This is a genomic window from Enterobacter cloacae complex sp. IR5384, from assembly GCF_049237265.1.
GTDB lineage: Bacteria > Pseudomonadota > Gammaproteobacteria > Enterobacterales > Enterobacteriaceae > Enterobacter > Enterobacter cloacae.
The window spans coordinates 93,668-108,308 of sequence record NZ_JBMKHJ010000005.1 but is presented as its reverse complement, the minus strand read 5'-3'; the positions used below and the strand labels follow the sequence as shown (position 1 = coordinate 108,308).

The window sequence follows — 14,641 nt, the reverse complement described above, 5'->3', positions numbered from 1 at the left end:
ACATTAATCTTCCAGTTTTGGCACCGGTGAGTCGTCCGGCGTTCTGACATGAACCTGTATAATACGTCGGCTGTCGGCCATCGCCACTTTGAACTGGTAACCATCGATGTCAACGGTTTCGCCGCGGGCAGGAAGATGACCAAAGGCCTGCATCACCAGCCCACCAATGGTATCCACCTCTTCATCGCTGAAGTGGGTGCCGAAGGCGTCGTTGAAATCCTCAATGGAGGCCAGGGCGCGAACGGTCCACGTGTGGCGGCTAAGCTGACGGAAGTCGATATCTTCTTCTTCGTCATACTCGTCTTCGATCTCGCCCACGATCAGCTCAAGAATATCCTCGATCGTGACAAGGCCTGACACGCCGCCAAATTCATCAATTACAATCGCCATGTGGTAACGCTGGGAGCGAAACTCTTTCAGCATCCGATCCACACGTTTACTTTCCGGCACAACCACGGCCTGGCGTAACACTTTTTCCATGCTGAAGGCTTCGGCATCGCTGCGCATAAACGGCAGCAGATCTTTGGCCATCAAAATCCCTTCGATGTGATCTTTGTCTTCGCTGATGACCGGGAAACGGGAGTGAGCGGATTCGATAATCACATCGAGGCATTCATCGAGGCTCTGGTTACGTTTCAGGGTGATCATCTGCGAGCGGGGGATCATGATATCGCGAACGCGCTGGTCGGCGATGTCCATTACCCCTTCGAGCATTTCGCGCGTATCTTCGTCGATAAGATCGTTTTGCCCGGAATCACGAATCAGCTCCAGCAGTTCATCACGGTTTTTGGGCTCACCATGGAAAAGCTGGCTCAGAATGAGGGAGAAAAATCCCTTTTTACTGTTTGTCGTGTCGCTACTGTGTGAATTGTCGTCGCTCATGGCGTTTGTTAAGGGTTCTCTCGTCAGTTCAATGTTTACCGCCGCGCTATTTCCTTACGCGGCGGCATGTTAGTCAGTCGGTTGTCTGACTATTCTTTCTCGGCAATGTACGGATCCTCATAGCCCAGAGCAAGCATTATCTCTGTCTCAAGGGACTCCATCTCTTCCGCTTCGTCATCTTCAATATGATCGTAGCCCAGCAGGTGCAGGCTTCCATGGACAACCATATGCGCCCAGTGGGCCTCGAGCGGCTTTTGCTGCTCTTTGGCTTCCTGTTCCACCACCTGACGGCAGATGATCAGATCGCCGAGCAGCGGCATTTCAATACCCGGTGGGGCTTCGAACGGGAAAGAGAGCACGTTGGTTGGCTTATCTTTCCCGCGGTAGGTCAGGTTAAGCTCATGGCTTTCTGCTTCATCCACCAGGCGAATCGTGACTTCTGACTCTTCCTGAAACTGGGGGATAACAGCATCCAGCCATTTCTGAAACTGCGCCTTTTCTGGCATGCCGGAATTATCTTCACAGGCCAGCTGTAAATCGAGGATCACCTGACTCATTTCTGTTCTTGCTCCTGCGCTTCGCGCTTACGTTCTGCGGCCAGTTCGGCCTTACGCTTCTGATCGGCCTCTTCCCAGGCTTCATAGGCGTTAACGATACGCGCGACCACCGGGTGGCGTACCACGTCTTCACTGTGGAAGAAGTTAAAGCTGATTTCGTCCACCTCAGCCAGCACTTCGATGGCGTGGCGCAGGCCCGATTTGGTGCTGCGCGGCAGGTCAATCTGGGTGACGTCACCGGTGATAACCGCTTTCGAGTTGAAGCCGATACGCGTCAGGAACATCTTCATCTGTTCGATGGTGGTGTTCTGGCTCTCATCCAGAATAATGAACGCATCGTTAAGGGTACGGCCACGCATGTAGGCCAGCGGGGCGACTTCAATCACGTTACGCTCAATAAGCTTCTCAACTTTCTCAAAGCCCAGCATTTCGAACAGCGCGTCGTACAGTGGGCGCAGATAAGGATCCACCTTCTGACTCAGGTCCCCTGGCAGGAAGCCGAGTTTTTCACCTGCTTCAACCGCCGGGCGGGTCAGCAGAATACGGCGGATCTCCTGGCGCTCCAGCGCATCAACCGCAGCGGCGACGGCCAGATAGGTTTTACCTGTACCCGCCGGACCTACGCCGAAGGTGATGTCATGGTCGAGAATGTTGGCAATGTACTGCGCCTGGTTCGGTGTACGCGGCTTAATGACACCACGTTTGGTCTTGATATTTATGGCTTTGCCATAGTCCGGCACGCTTTCTGCGCTCTGCTCAAGCACGCGCGCCTCTTTAATGGCGAGGTGAATTTGTTCCGGTTCGATATCCTGAATTTCGCCACGCATCGGGGCGGTATCAACATACAGGTTACGCAGGATGTCCGCAGCCGCATTGACGCAGATAGGGCGTCCGGTGAGTTTGAAATGATTATCGCGACGATTGATTTCGATACCCAGACGTCGCTCCAGTTGTTTGATGTTGTCATCAAACGGCCCGCACAGGCTCAGCAGGCGAGCGTTGTCTGCGGGCGTTAGGCTAATTTCAAGCGTGTCTATGTTCAAACTGTTCCTCTTTGATTGGTTAACTGGCCCGGCGCCCTCAGGCGTAATAAAACGGTCATTACCGAAATTATTCACGCCATGGAAAAAAGGCGCAAGCGTTGCGGAAGATATTGGGGACGTTGAGAGGAAATACAAGGCCTGCCGGGAAGGCAGGCCTGAAGGATTATGGCTGGTAAACCCGAACGCCAGAATCGTTTTCTTTACGCGTGCGGGAAATGACGGATTCAGGCGATTGCGCAATGCGCAGCCCCATCTCATCCTCGGTGCGCACCAGTTTTCCGCGCAGCGAGTTGGTCAGTACTTCCACAATCTCGACGTCCACAAATTTACCGATCATGTCCGGGGTGCCTTCGAAATTCACCACGCGGTTGTTTTCGGTACGGCCTGAGAGTTCCATGATGCTCTTACGGGAGGTGCCTTCCACCAGAATACGCTGGACGGTGCCGAGCATACGGCGGCTCCAGGCGTTGGCCTGCTGGTTGATACGCTCTTGCAGAATGTACAGACGCTGTTTTTTCTCTTCTTCCGGGACATCGTCAACCATATCGGCCGCCGGTGTGCCAGGGCGCGCAGAGAAGATGAAGCTGTAGCTGACGTCAAAATTCACTTCGCCGATGAGCTTCATGGTGCGTTCGAAGTCGTCAGCGGTTTCACCTGGGAAGCCAACGATAAAGTCGGAACTTATCTGGATATCCGGACGCGCTTCACGCAGCTTACGAATGGTGGATTTGTACTCCAGCACCGTATGCGGACGCCCCATCAGGTTCAGTACGCGATCAGAGCCGCACTGAATCGGCAAATGCAGGAAGCTCACCAGCTCCGGCGTATCGCGGTAAACGTCGATAATATCGTCGGTGAATTCCATTGGATGGCTGGTGGTAAAGCGAATACGGTCGATACCGTCAATCGCAGCTACCAGGCGCAGCAGTTCAGCAAAGCTGCCGGTGGTTCCGTCGTAGTTCTCACCACGCCAGGCGTTCACGTTCTGACCCAGCAGGTTCACCTCGCGTACGCCCTGTGCGGCAAGCTGTGCGATTTCAAACAGAATATCGTCTGCCGGGCGGCTCACTTCCTCACCACGGGTATAAGGCACCACGCAATAAGTGCAGTATTTGTTGCAGCCTTCCATGATTGAGACGAACGCGGTCGGGCCATCCGCACGCGGCTCGGGCAGACGGTCAAATTTTTCGATCTCCGGGAAGCTGACATCAACGACCGGACTACGATCGCCGCGCACCTTGTTGATCATTTCCGGCAGGCGGTGCAGGGTCTGGGGGCCAAAGACAATATCCACATAGGGGGCTCTCTGACGAATCAGCTTACCTTCCTGCGACGCGACGCAGCCACCCACACCGATGATCAGGTCCGGATTTTTTCGTTTGAGAAGTTTCCAGCGACCTAAAACGTGAAAGACTTTTTCCTGCGCTTTTTCACGAATTGAGCAGGTATTCAGCAGCAGCACATCGGCTTCTTTCGCATTTTCAGTCAACTGGTATCCGTGGGTGGTATCCAGCAGATCGGCCATCTTGGATGAATCGTATTCGTTCATCTGACAGCCCCAGGTTTTTATATGGAGTTTTTTAGTCATCGACTTGCTCAGCTCAGGATTGCAAGCCGTGTATTGTAATGCTTTGGTGGGGTTGTGACCAGTATGAAGGTTATGCGTCTCAGGACTGCAAAAATCCGGTAAACTTAAGGGATTCTCCAATAAGGAAAAGTGACCATGACACTCCAACACACCGAAATTGCCGTTGTCGGCGGCGGTATGGTCGGCGGCGCGCTGGCGCTGGGGCTGGCGCAGCAGGGATTTGAGGTAACGGTTATTGAGCAGGCGGCGCCTGCTGAGTTTGACCCGACGGCAAAGCCGGATGTCCGCATTTCCGCCATCAGCGCGGCCTCTGTCGATCTGCTTCGCGGGCTGGGCGTCTGGGAGGCGGTGCTCGATATGCGGGCTCACCCTTACAGTCGCCTTGAAACCTGGGAATGGGAAAATGCCCACGTCGCGTTTGATGCCGCCGAGCTGAAGCTGCCGCGTCTGGGCTATATGGTGGAAAACAACGTCCTCCAGCGGGCGCTCTGGCAGGCGCTGGAGGCGCATCCGAAGGTGACGCTGTGTGTTCCTGCGTCGCTGAAGACGCTGCATCCTCACAATAGCGGCTACACGCTGACGCTCGACAGCGGCGATGAACTGGCTGTGAAGCTGGTCATTGGGGCTGACGGTGCTCACTCGCAGGTCAGACAGATGGCGGGCATCGGTGTTCATGCCTGGCAGTATGAGCAGTCCTGTATGCTGATCACCGTTCAGTGTGAAAATGCGCCGGGAGAGAGTACCTGGCAGCACTTTACTCCGAATGGTCCGCATGCCTTTTTACCGCTGTTCGATAACTGGGCATCGCTGGTGTGGTACGACAAACCGGCGCGCATTCGCCAGCTACAGGGGCTTTCAATGGAGCAGTTGCAGCGTGAAATTCTGCAACACTTCCCGGCCCGTCTGGGACATATCACGCCGGTTGCCGCAGGGGCGTTTCCTCTTACACGTCGCCATGCGCTGCAGTATGCCCGTGAAGGGCTGGCGCTGGTGGGCGATGCGGCGCACACCATTCATCCTCTGGCGGGGCAGGGCGTGAACCTCGGGTATCGTGACGTTGACGCTTTACTGGATGTGCTGGGCAATGCACGTGCGCATGCGGAGGCCTGGTCAAGCCATCATATACTCAAGCGCTACCAGACGCGACGTATGGCGGATAACTTCATCATGCAGTCGGGGATGGATCTGTTCTATGCCGGTTTCAGCAATGATCTGGCCCCGGTGCGTATTCTGCGAAACATTGGATTGATGGCGGCGGAACGCGCCGGCGGCTTGAAGCGTCAGGCGCTTAAATACGCTCTGGGACTCTAATCTTTATTCCCTCTCCCTGTGGGAGAGGGCCAGGGTGAGGGCATCAGGCCGCACAATTCTGTACAAAAACAAAAAAGCCCGCAGAGCGGGCTTGTTTGTTTTAAGTGGCTGGGGTGCAGGGATTCGAACCCCGGAATGCTGGTATCAGAAACCAGAGCCTTACCGCTTGGCGACACCCCAATTGCGTTAAACGTACTGCTTAACGACTTTTAAATTGGCTGGGGTACGAGGATTCGAACCTCGGAATGCCGGAATCAGAATCCGGTGCCTTACCGCTTGGCGATACCCCAACAATTTTTTATTACCGAAACAGATCGATAATCTTAATATGGTGGCTACGACGGGATTCGAACCTGTGACCCCATCATTATGAGTGATGTGCTCTAACCAACTGAGCTACGTAGCCAGTACTGCGTTCTTCGATGGCTGGGGTACCTGGATTCGAACCAGGGAATGCCGGTATCAAAAACCGGTGCCTTACCGCTTGGCGATACCCCAATACCGCGGAGAACCGCATGATCGAAGAAATATGGCTGGGGTACCTGGATTCGAACCAGGGAATGCCGGTATCAAAAACCGGTGCCTTACCGCTTGGCGATACCCCATCCGTGCAACGCTTACCTGGGAATGGTGCGGGAGGCGAGACTTGAACTCGCACACCTTGCGGCGCCAGAACCTAAATCTGGTGCGTCTACCAATTTCGCCACTCCCGCAAAAAAGATGGTGGCTACGACGGGATTCGAACCTGTGACCCCATCATTATGAGTGATGTGCTCTAACCAACTGAGCTACGTAGCCATCTTTTTTTCGCGTTACCTTATCGGCGTTGCGGGGCGCATTATGCGTATAGACCCTTGCAGCGTCAACACCTTTTTCAACGAAAATGGCCGGAATGTGACTGTTTGGTTAGGTTGCGAACAGCGTGACCGAATATTCGGCAATTATTGGTTATTAATCGATTTTAGACGGTGAAATGTAAGGCAAATAAAAACAGGCCCCGCAGGGCCTGATGTTCAAATACGTGTTTATTTATAGGCAGACTGGTGAACGCCTACCGCACGTCCTGATGGATCGTTCATCGCTTTGAAAGATTCATCCCATTCAATGGCTTTCGCTGAAGAGCAGGCCACTGAAGGACCGCCTGGCACACACTCAGCAGCACTCGGTACCGGGAACAGCTCTTCGAAGATCTCACGGTACAGATACGCTTCTTTAGAGCCTGGCGTGTTGTACGGGAAGCGGAAGCTTGCTGTTTCCAGTTGTTGGTCTGAAACCTGTTTCGCCGCCACCTCTTTCAGGGTGTCGATCCAGCTGTAGCCAACGCCATCCGAGAACTGCTCTTTCTGACGCCATGCCACGCTCGCCGGCAGGTAGGATTCAAAACATTCACGCAGGATATGTTTTTCCATTTTACCGTTGCCGCACATTTTGTCCTGCGGGTTAATGCGCATGGCCACGTCGAGGAATTTTTTATCCAGGAACGGAACGCGCGCTTCAACACCCCATGCGGACATCGCTTTGTTAGCACGTGCGCAGTCAAACATGTGCAGCGCCTGCAGTTTACGTACGGTCTCTTCATGCAGCTCTTTCGCGTTCGGCGCCTTATGGAAGTACAGGTAGCCGCCAAACACTTCATCAGAACCTTCACCTGACAACACCATCTTGATGCCCATTGCTTTAATCTTACGGGACATCAGATACATAGGGGTGGATGCACGAATGGTCGTCACATCATAGGTTTCAATGTGATAGATCACGTCGCGGATCGCATCCAGACCTTCCTGCACGGTGAAATGAATTTCATGGTGCACGGTGCCGAGGTGGTTCGCCACGTCCTGCGCGGCTTTCAGATCCGGTGCACCTTCCAGCCCTACGGCAAAGGAGTGCAGCTGCGGCCACCAGGCTTCTGAACGCTCTTGATCTTCAACACGACGCGCCGCAAATTTCTTGGTGATGGCTGAAATAACGGAGGAGTCCAGCCCGCCGGAGAGCAGCACACCGTAAGGCACGTCTGACATCAGGTGGCTTTTAACGGAATCTTCCAGCGCCTGACGCAGCTCGGCTTTGTCAGTCACGTTGTCTTTTACCGCATCATAGTCAAACCAGTCGCGCTGGTAGTACTGACGGATTTCGCCATCTTTGCTCCACAGGTAACTACCTGCCGGGAACTCTTTAATGGTGCGGCATACCGGCACCAGCGCTTTCATTTCAGACGCAACATAGAAGTTGCCGTGTTCATCATGGCCCATATACAGCGGAATGATACCAATGTGGTCGCGGCCAATCAGATAAGCGTCTTTTTCGCTGTCGTACAGGGCGAATGCAAACATACCCTGCAGGTCGTCCAGGAACTCAGGGCCTTTCTCCTGATACAGCGCCAGAATGACTTCACAGTCAGAGCCGGTCTGGAAGGCGTAACGATCGCCATATTCGGCACGCAGCGCCTGATGGTTATAAATTTCACCGTTTACAGCCAGCGCGTGTGTTTTTTTCTCGTTATACAGCGGCTGTGCACCGGCGTTGACGTCTACAATCGACAGACGTTCGTGAGCCAGAATTGCTTTGTCACTGGCGTAAATACCGGACCAGTCCGGGCCGCGATGGCGCATCAGGCGGGACAGCTCGAGTGCTTTTTTACGCAGTTCGCCCGCGTCAGTTTTAATATCCAGTACGCCAAAAATTGAACACATAACCTTCTCCGTTAACCCTGTTGCTTTGTAATGTTGCTTGCTTATGAAAATGCCGCAAAGGAGAAGAGCGCGCAAGGGTTTTACCGGGTTAAACGAAAATAGTGCAATGGTGATTGCGGAATGTTGAAAAAAGAGTATGCCATGAACAGTTTTATTGATGATTATGCAATGAATTGGCTTTTTTGTTAGATATGATTTTATTGGGCGGGGCTATAAATGAAAAACCACGCCCTGAGGCGTGGTTGGGAATCAGATAATGTCAATTTCGTCGACGGAGGGGTAGATCCAGCTCGGCCGAAACGGCATCGAATCAATGTCATCAAGTTGAGAGACACCGGAGAGCACCAGAATGGTCTCCAGACCCGCCTGGAAACCGGCCAGAATATCGGTGCGCAGGTTATCACCGACAATCACCGTCTCTTCAGAGTGGGCCTGCATCGTGTTCAGCGCGGCACGAATGATCCACGGGCTCGGTTTACCGACCACAAACGGTTTACGACCGGAGATTTTTTCGATACCGGCGCACAGTGCGCCGCAGGCCGGATAGAAACCACGGCCGTGCGTATCGGGGTTGGTGGCGATAAAGCGCGCGCCGCTGGCGACAAAGTAGGCGGCCTTATGCATCATCTCCCAGTTAAACGAGCGCGTTTCGCCGACGATCACAAAGTCCGGGTTCACATCGGTAATGGTAAAGCCTGCTTTATACAGCTCGTGGATCAGCGCACCTTCACCGACCACGTAGGCTTTTTTCCCTTCCTGACGCTTCAAAAAATCTGCCGTCGCCATTGCGGAGGTATAAAACACGCTGTCCGGTACGTTGATGCCCGCAGTGGCAAAACGGTTCGCCAGATCCTGACCGGTTTGGGAAGGGTAGTTCGTGAGAAGAACCAGCGGCATTCCTTTGTCGATGATGCGGTGTAGAAACTCCGCAGCACCTGGCACGGCGACGTTGTCGTGCATCAGCACGCCGTCAATATCACAAATTACATTCTTAATGGTCATGAACAATCCGACATCAAAAAAAGAAGGCGTTACTATAAGTCCCGATTAGCTTTCCAGCAAATGCTGCAACAGGATCCCGTTGAGCATGGCGCGTTTGACCAGTGCAAACGCGCCAATCGCAGAGCGGTGATCCAGCGTCGAACGCACGACCGGTAAATTCTGACGAAACGCTTTCAACGCCTGGGTGTTAATGCAGCCTTCAATCGCGGGCAGTAACACTTTTTCCGCCTCGACGATTTCACCTGCAATCACCACTTTTTGTGGATTAAAAAGGTTGATGGCAATGGCAATGGTTTTGCCGAGGTGGCGCCCGACCTGTTCGATCACTTCGCAGGCCAGCGCATCGCCTTTATTGGCGGCTTTGCAGATGGCGCCGATTTTACAATCATCCAGCGTCACGCGGCTCTGGTAGCCTTGTTCCAGCAGATGACGGACGCGATGCTCAATGGCCGCGTTGGCGGCAACCGTTTCAAGACAGCCAAAATTACCGCAGTGGCAGCGCTCGCCAAGCGGTTCCACCTGGATATGACCAATCTCGCCCACGTTGCCGTTACGGCCAATAAAGATACGTCCGTTGGAGATAATGCCCGCCCCGGTACCGCGGTGAACACGCACCAGAATAGAGTCTTCACAGTCCTGACTCGCACCAAAGTAGTGCTCGGCCAGCGCCAGCGAGCGGATGTCGTGACCCACAAAGCAGGTCACCTTAAAGCGCTTTTCCAGCGCCTCCACCAGTGCCCAGTTCTCGACCGGGATATGTGGCATATAACGAATGACACCGCTTTCCGGATCAACCAGCCCGGGCAGGATCACCGAAATGGCGATGAGCTCGCGGATCTTGCGCTGACAGCTTTCGATAAAGAGCGCGATGGTATTGAGCAGCGCGTGCTCCAGTGTCTCCTGGGTGCGCTCCGGAAGAGGGTAGTGCTCTTCGGCAATGGCTTTACTGCTCAGATCGTAAAGCGTCAGGGTGGTGTCATGGCGACCAAGACGAACGCCAATGGCCTGAAAATTGCGGGTTTCGGTGATGATGGAAATTGCGCGGCGGCCCCCGGTGGAGGCCTGCTGATCGACTTCTTTGATCAGGCCGCGCTCAATAAGCTGACGTGTAATTTTTGTCACGCTGGCGGGAGCAAGCTGGCTTTGTTCGGCTATCTGAATACGTGAGATTGGCCCGTGTTGGTCAATCAGGCGATATACCGCCGCGCTGTTAAGCTGTTTAACGAGATCGACATTACCGATTTGAGCTTGTCCGCCTGGTGTCATACTTTTACTTACTCAGTGACGACCTCGTTACCATTAACGATGGTCTTAATAATTTTATAATCGTGTGTGAATGCCGTCAGGTTTGCAACCATGCCTGGTGCAATTCCGCCGAGCTGTTTATCCACGCCGATGGCACGCGCAGGATAAAGGGTTGCCATGCGCAGCACTTCTTCAAGCGCAATGCCGCAATGCTCGACCAGGTTACGCACGCCTTCAATCATGGTCAGGGAGGAGCCGCTCAACGTACCGTTTTCATCCACACACAGTCCGTTGCGGTAGTATATTGTTTTACCGGCAAAAATGAACTGCTCAATATTTGCACCTGCCGGTGCGGTGGCATCCGTCACCAGGCAAAGCTTGTCACCTTTCAGCCGCTTGGCGTTGCGAATGTTGGTGTAATCGACGTGTAAACCGTCCGCGATGATGCCGCAGTAAACATCTGGCTCATCCAGAATCGCCCCGACCAGCCCCGGTTCACGTCCCGTGATATACGGCATGGCGTTATACAGGTGTGTCGCAAAGGTAATACCCGCACGGAAACCGGCTTTTGCCTCTTTCAGCGTGGCGTTTGAATGGCCCGCTGACACGACAATCCCGGCGGCGGCCAGTTTGCTGATCACGTCAGTACCGGTCATTTCAGGTGCCAGCGTCACTTTGGTGATCACATCCGCATTGGCACACATATAGTCGACCAGTTCGGCATCAGGCTTACGCACGTAATCCGGATTATGCGTCCCTTTCTTCACCATATTCAGCCATGGCCCTTCAAGGTGCAGACCCAGAGCCTGATTTGGGTGTTTCGCCAGGTATTCACGCATAACGCGGATACCCTGTTTCATCAGCTCATCGCTGCTGGTGATGAGGGTTGGCAGATAGCTGGTGCAGCCCGATTTCTCGTTCGCTTTCTGCATGATTTCCAGCGTTTCGACGGTGACGGCGTCTGCGGTGTCGTTAAACTGCACACCGCCGCAGCCGTTCAGCTGTACGTCGATAAAACCGGGGGAGATTACTGCTCCATTGAGTGAGCGCTGTTCAATCTCCGGCGGCAGCTCTGCCAGCGGACAAACACGTTCAATCAGGCCATTAGCGATAACAATCGCATGGTCATCCAGAATTTCATGGCCGGTATAAATCCGACCGTGGGTTAAAGCGTACATAACGACCCCCGGTTAAAAAAAGCGGCCGCCTCTTCATGAAGAGGCGGTTATTCAATTACAGACCTTTGATGTTCTCAGCTTCTAACTCGTTGAAGTATTTCAGCGTCTTCACCTTCAGTTCCATCGTGGACGGTTCGTCACAGACGATGACGGATTTTGGATGTAGCTGCAGGCAACTGATGGTCCACATGTGGTTTACGTTGCCTTCAACGGCAGCCTGGAGCGCCTGCGCTTTCACGCTGCCCAGGACCAGAATCATCACTTCTTCGGCATCCAGCAGCGTGCCGACACCGACGGTCAGGGCATATTTAGGAACCTGGTTCACATCGCCATCAAAGAAACGGGAGTTTGCCACGCGCGTGTCATGGGTCAGCGTTTTAATACGGGTACGGGACGCCAGTGACGACGCGGGTTCGTTAAACGCGATATGACCATCGTTACCCACACCGCCCATAAACAGGTGGATTTTACCGTAAGAACGGATTTTTTCTTCATACTGACGGCATTCTGCGTCAATATCAGGCGCGTTTCCATTCAGCAGGTTAATGTTTTCAGCTGGAATATCAACGTGATCAAAGAAATTACGGTGCATGAAGCTATGGTAGCTTTCCGGGTGATCCTTCGGTAAGCCGACATATTCATCCATGTTGAAGGTGACAACGTGTTTGAAGCTAACCTGGCCTGCTTTGTGCATCTCTACCAGTGCTTTATATGCGGTCAGCGGTGTGCCGCCGGTAGGGAGGCCAAGGACGAAAGGACGATCGGCGGTTGGTTTGAAGGCGTTGATACGGTTAACGATATGGCGAGCGGCCCATTTACCGACTTGTTCAGCAGTTGCCAGGGGAATCAGTCTCATTGTTCACCTCAAGAGTTTAAGTAGAAGAGTGGGCGGATGGGTATCGGGACCTGATACTTAAGCGTAACCTGGAACCTTTCAGGCCGGATCAATCCGTCTTGATTTTTCGAATGATAAAATAAGTTTTCGATGTTAGCCAGTGAAAGGGAGGGTGATAAACGATATTTGGTGACAAAAATCACAAAAAGTACGCTTTTAATTTGCGATACGAATTAATTTTTCACACACTCACAATGCCAGTGAATCATCAACTGTATTTCTAGTTCGTGACACAATAAAAAAACATAGTTAATGCACGAGCCTTAACAAGGGTCTCGTAGGGGGAATAGGATGAATATTTTAGGTTTTTTCCAGCGCCTCGGTAGGGCTTTGCAGCTCCCTATCGCCGTGCTACCGGTTGCAGCACTGCTGTTGCGATTCGGGCAACCCGATCTTCTTAACGTGCCGTTTATCGCGCAAGCGGGTGGTGCGATATTTGACAACCTGGCGCTGATTTTCGCCATCGGCGTGGCGTCCAGCTGGTCTAAAGACAGCGCGGGTGCCGCGGCGCTGGCAGGGGCAGTCGGTTATTTCATCCTGACCAAAGCGATGGTAACCATCAACCCTGAAATCAACATGGGTGTTCTGGCGGGTATTATTACCGGTCTGGTCGGCGGTGCAGTGTACAACCGTTGGGCGGGTATCAAACTGCCAGATTTCCTGAGCTTCTTTGGCGGAAAACGCTTTGTCCCGATTGCGACCGGCTTTTTCTGTCTGATTCTGGCCGCTATCTTTGGTTATGTCTGGCCGCCGGTACAGCATGCCATTCATGCAGGCGGTGAGTGGATCGTGTCTGCGGGCGCAATGGGTGCAGGTATCTTCGGTTTCATCAACCGTCTGCTGATCCCAACCGGCCTGCATCAGGTTCTGAACACCATCGCATGGTTCCAGATTGGTGAGTTCACCAACGCGGCAGGTACCGTATTCCACGGTGATATCAACCGCTTCTACGCGGGTGACGGCACCGCGGGCATGTTCATGTCCGGTTTCTTCCCAATCATGATGTTTGGTCTGCCGGGCGCTGCACTGGCAATGTATCTGGCCGCGCCAAAAGCGCGTCGCCCAATGGTTGGCGGCATGCTGCTCTCCGTTGCGGTAACGGCGTTCCTGACCGGTGTTACTGAGCCACTGGAATTCCTGTTCATGTTCCTGGCCCCGCTGCTGTACCTCATGCACGCGGTGCTTACCGGTATCAGCCTGTTTGTGGCCACTCTGCTGGGCATTCACGCGGGCTTCTCCTTCTCTGCCGGTGCGATCGACTACGTGTTGATGTACAACCTGCCGGCAGCCAGCAAAAACGTCTGGATGCTGGTTGTGATGGGCCTGGTGTTCTTCGTTGTCTACTTTCTCCTGTTCAGCGCGGTTATTCGTATGTTTAACCTTAAAACGCCGGGCCGCGAAGATACAAAAGATGACGTCGTAACCAGTGAAGCAAACAGCAATACCGAAGAAGGGTTGACCCAGCTGGCAACCAGCTATATCGCCGCGGTAGGCGGTACCGACAACCTGAAAGCCATTGATGCCTGTATTACCCGTCTGCGTCTGACCGTTGGCGACTCTGCGCGCGTAAGCGATGCCATGTGCAAACGCCTGGGCGCGTCTGGTGTGGTGAAACTGAACAAACAAACCATCCAGGTTATTGTGGGTGCGAAAGCCGAATCTATCGGCGATGAAATGAAAAAAGTGGTTGCCCGTGGACCGGTTGCTGCTGCCTCAACGGATAGCGCGCCTGTGGCTGATGCTCCGGTTGCTAAACCGCAGGCTGTACCAAACGCCGCTACTATCGCCGCGCTGGTTTCACCGGTTACGGGTGAGGTGGTCGCGCTTGAGCAGGTACCTGACGAAGCGTTTGCCAGCAAAGCGGTCGGTGACGGTGTTGCGGTGAAACCAACGGAGAAAACCGTTGTGTCTCCTGCGGCGGGCACCATCGTGAAAATCTTTAACACCAACCACGCGTTCTGCCTCGAAACCGAAAAAGGCGCGGAGATCGTGGTTCATATGGGTATTGATACCGTTGCGCTGAACGGCCAGGGCTTTACTCGCCTGGTGGAAGAGGGCGCAGAAGTGGTTGCAGGCCAGCCGATTCTGGAAATGGATCTGGACTTCCTGAACGCCAATGCCCGTTCGATGATAAGCCCGGTGGTATGCAGCAACATCGACGACTTCAGCGGCCTGGTGCTTCAGGCGAAAGGTCAGGTGGTTGCGGGGCAAACGCCACTGTATGAGATTAAAGGCAAGTAATCGCTCCTG

11 protein-coding genes and 7 tRNA genes are annotated in these 14,641 nt (G+C 53.6%); 2 read left to right on the top strand and 16 right to left on the bottom strand.

The features are described 5' to 3' along the window. Nucleotides 1–3: 3 nt before the first annotated feature. From corC to miaB, 4 genes are all read right to left on the bottom strand, one after another. The gene (gene corC / locus ACOTX3_RS06660) at nt 4–882 is read right to left on the bottom strand and encodes a CNNM family magnesium/cobalt transport protein CorC (protein ID WP_013097576.1); all 879 of its coding nucleotides are present in this window, start codon (nt 880–882) and stop codon (nt 4–6) included. Nucleotides 883–971: 89 nt separating this feature from the next. Then, on the bottom strand, nt 972–1,439 hold the full coding sequence (gene ybeY, locus ACOTX3_RS06655) for an rRNA maturation RNase YbeY (protein WP_058679337.1): 468 nt from the start codon (nt 1,437–1,439) through the stop codon (nt 972–974). Continuing rightward, nucleotides 1,436–2,482 carry a PhoH family protein gene (locus ACOTX3_RS06650; RefSeq protein ID WP_020684942.1) on the bottom strand — a complete coding sequence of 349 codons (1,047 nt, stop codon included), beginning with the start codon at nt 2,480–2,482 and terminating at the stop codon, nt 1,436–1,438. The genes ybeY and ACOTX3_RS06650 overlap by 4 nt, the downstream gene beginning before the upstream one ends. Nucleotides 2,483–2,645: 163 nt before the next feature. After that, nucleotides 2,646–4,070 (bottom strand): tRNA (N6-isopentenyl adenosine(37)-C2)-methylthiotransferase MiaB, encoded by a 1,425-nt coding sequence (gene miaB / locus ACOTX3_RS06645; protein WP_013097574.1) that lies wholly within the window; start codon nt 4,068–4,070, stop codon nt 2,646–2,648. A 135-nt stretch (nt 4,071–4,205) separates the two neighbouring features. Here miaB and ubiF point away from each other — a divergent pair, with 135 nt between their 5' ends. After that, entirely contained in the window at nt 4,206–5,381 is a 1,176-nt protein-coding gene (ubiF, locus tag ACOTX3_RS06640) for a 3-demethoxyubiquinol 3-hydroxylase (protein WP_058679336.1), read from the top strand. Between the two features lie 105 nt (nt 5,382–5,486). Here the strand turns inward: ubiF and ACOTX3_RS06635 are convergent. The 12 genes from ACOTX3_RS06635 to nagB form a co-directional block, all read right to left on the bottom strand. Then, a tRNA-Gln gene (locus ACOTX3_RS06635) sits at nt 5,487–5,561 on the bottom strand. Between the two features lie 35 nt (nt 5,562–5,596). Next, a tRNA-Gln gene (locus tag ACOTX3_RS06630) sits at nt 5,597–5,671 on the bottom strand. A gap of 39 nt (nt 5,672–5,710) precedes the next feature. Further along, nucleotides 5,711–5,787: transfer RNA gene (locus ACOTX3_RS06625), tRNA-Met, on the bottom strand. A gap of 17 nt (nt 5,788–5,804) precedes the next feature. Next, nucleotides 5,805–5,879, bottom strand: a tRNA-Gln gene (locus tag ACOTX3_RS06620). Between the two features lie 32 nt (nt 5,880–5,911). After that, nucleotides 5,912–5,986, bottom strand: a tRNA-Gln gene (locus ACOTX3_RS06615). A gap of 23 nt (nt 5,987–6,009) precedes the next feature. After that, nucleotides 6,010–6,094 (bottom strand) — tRNA-Leu (locus ACOTX3_RS06610). An 8-nt stretch (nt 6,095–6,102) separates the two neighbouring features. Beyond that, nucleotides 6,103–6,179: transfer RNA gene (locus ACOTX3_RS06605), tRNA-Met, on the bottom strand. Between the two features lie 227 nt (nt 6,180–6,406). Further along, entirely contained in the window at nt 6,407–8,071 is a 1,665-nt protein-coding gene (asnB, locus tag ACOTX3_RS06600; protein WP_013097572.1) for an asparagine synthase B, read from the bottom strand. A 249-nt stretch (nt 8,072–8,320) separates the two neighbouring features. Continuing rightward, nucleotides 8,321–9,073 (bottom strand): ribonucleotide monophosphatase NagD, encoded by a 753-nt coding sequence (nagD, locus tag ACOTX3_RS06595; protein ID WP_013097571.1) that lies wholly within the window; start codon nt 9,071–9,073, stop codon nt 8,321–8,323. Between the two features lie 45 nt (nt 9,074–9,118). After that, nucleotides 9,119–10,339: a DNA-binding transcriptional regulator NagC gene (gene nagC, locus ACOTX3_RS06590; protein ID WP_045902308.1), complete on the bottom strand. Its 1,221-nt coding sequence runs from the start codon at nt 10,337–10,339 to the stop codon at nt 9,119–9,121. An 8-nt stretch (nt 10,340–10,347) separates the two neighbouring features. Continuing rightward, nucleotides 10,348–11,496, bottom strand: coding sequence for an N-acetylglucosamine-6-phosphate deacetylase (gene nagA, locus ACOTX3_RS06585; protein ID WP_013097569.1), 1,149 nt, complete (start codon nt 11,494–11,496; stop codon nt 10,348–10,350). Between the two features lie 55 nt (nt 11,497–11,551). Beyond that, nucleotides 11,552–12,352, bottom strand: a complete 801-nt coding sequence (gene nagB, locus ACOTX3_RS06580; RefSeq protein WP_013097568.1) for a glucosamine-6-phosphate deaminase — start codon at nt 12,350–12,352, stop codon at nt 11,552–11,554. A gap of 330 nt (nt 12,353–12,682) precedes the next feature. Between nagB and nagE the strand changes: the two genes are divergently transcribed. Further along, complete coding sequence (gene nagE / locus ACOTX3_RS06575; protein WP_020684946.1) at nt 12,683–14,632, top strand: PTS N-acetyl glucosamine transporter subunit IIABC; 1,950 nt, start codon at nt 12,683–12,685, stop codon at nt 14,630–14,632. Nucleotides 14,633–14,641 lie beyond the last annotated feature (9 nt).

Excerpts from the sequence above, each read along its gene's own strand:
- corC (WP_013097576.1), bottom strand. The coding sequence starts at position 882 with ATGAGCGACGACAATTCACACAGTAGCGACACGACAAACAGTAAAAAG.
- ybeY (WP_058679337.1), bottom strand. The coding sequence starts at position 1,439 with ATGAGTCAGGTGATCCTCGATTTACAGCTGGCCTGTGAAGATAATTCC.
- miaB (WP_013097574.1), bottom strand. The coding sequence starts at position 4,070 with ATGACTAAAAAACTCCATATAAAAACCTGGGGCTGTCAGATGAACGAA.
- ubiF (WP_058679336.1), top strand. The coding sequence starts at position 4,206 with ATGACACTCCAACACACCGAAATTGCCGTTGTCGGCGGCGGTATGGTC.
- asnB (WP_013097572.1), bottom strand. The coding sequence starts at position 8,071 with ATGTGTTCAATTTTTGGCGTACTGGATATTAAAACTGACGCGGGCGAA.
- nagD (WP_013097571.1), bottom strand. The coding sequence starts at position 9,073 with ATGACCATTAAGAATGTAATTTGTGATATTGACGGCGTGCTGATGCAC.
- nagC (WP_045902308.1), bottom strand. The coding sequence starts at position 10,339 with ATGACACCAGGCGGACAAGCTCAAATCGGTAATGTCGATCTCGTTAAA.
- nagA (WP_013097569.1), bottom strand. The coding sequence starts at position 11,496 with ATGTACGCTTTAACCCACGGTCGGATTTATACCGGCCATGAAATTCTG.
- nagB (WP_013097568.1), bottom strand. The coding sequence starts at position 12,352 with ATGAGACTGATTCCCCTGGCAACTGCTGAACAAGTCGGTAAATGGGCC.
- nagE (WP_020684946.1), top strand. The coding sequence starts at position 12,683 with ATGAATATTTTAGGTTTTTTCCAGCGCCTCGGTAGGGCTTTGCAGCTC.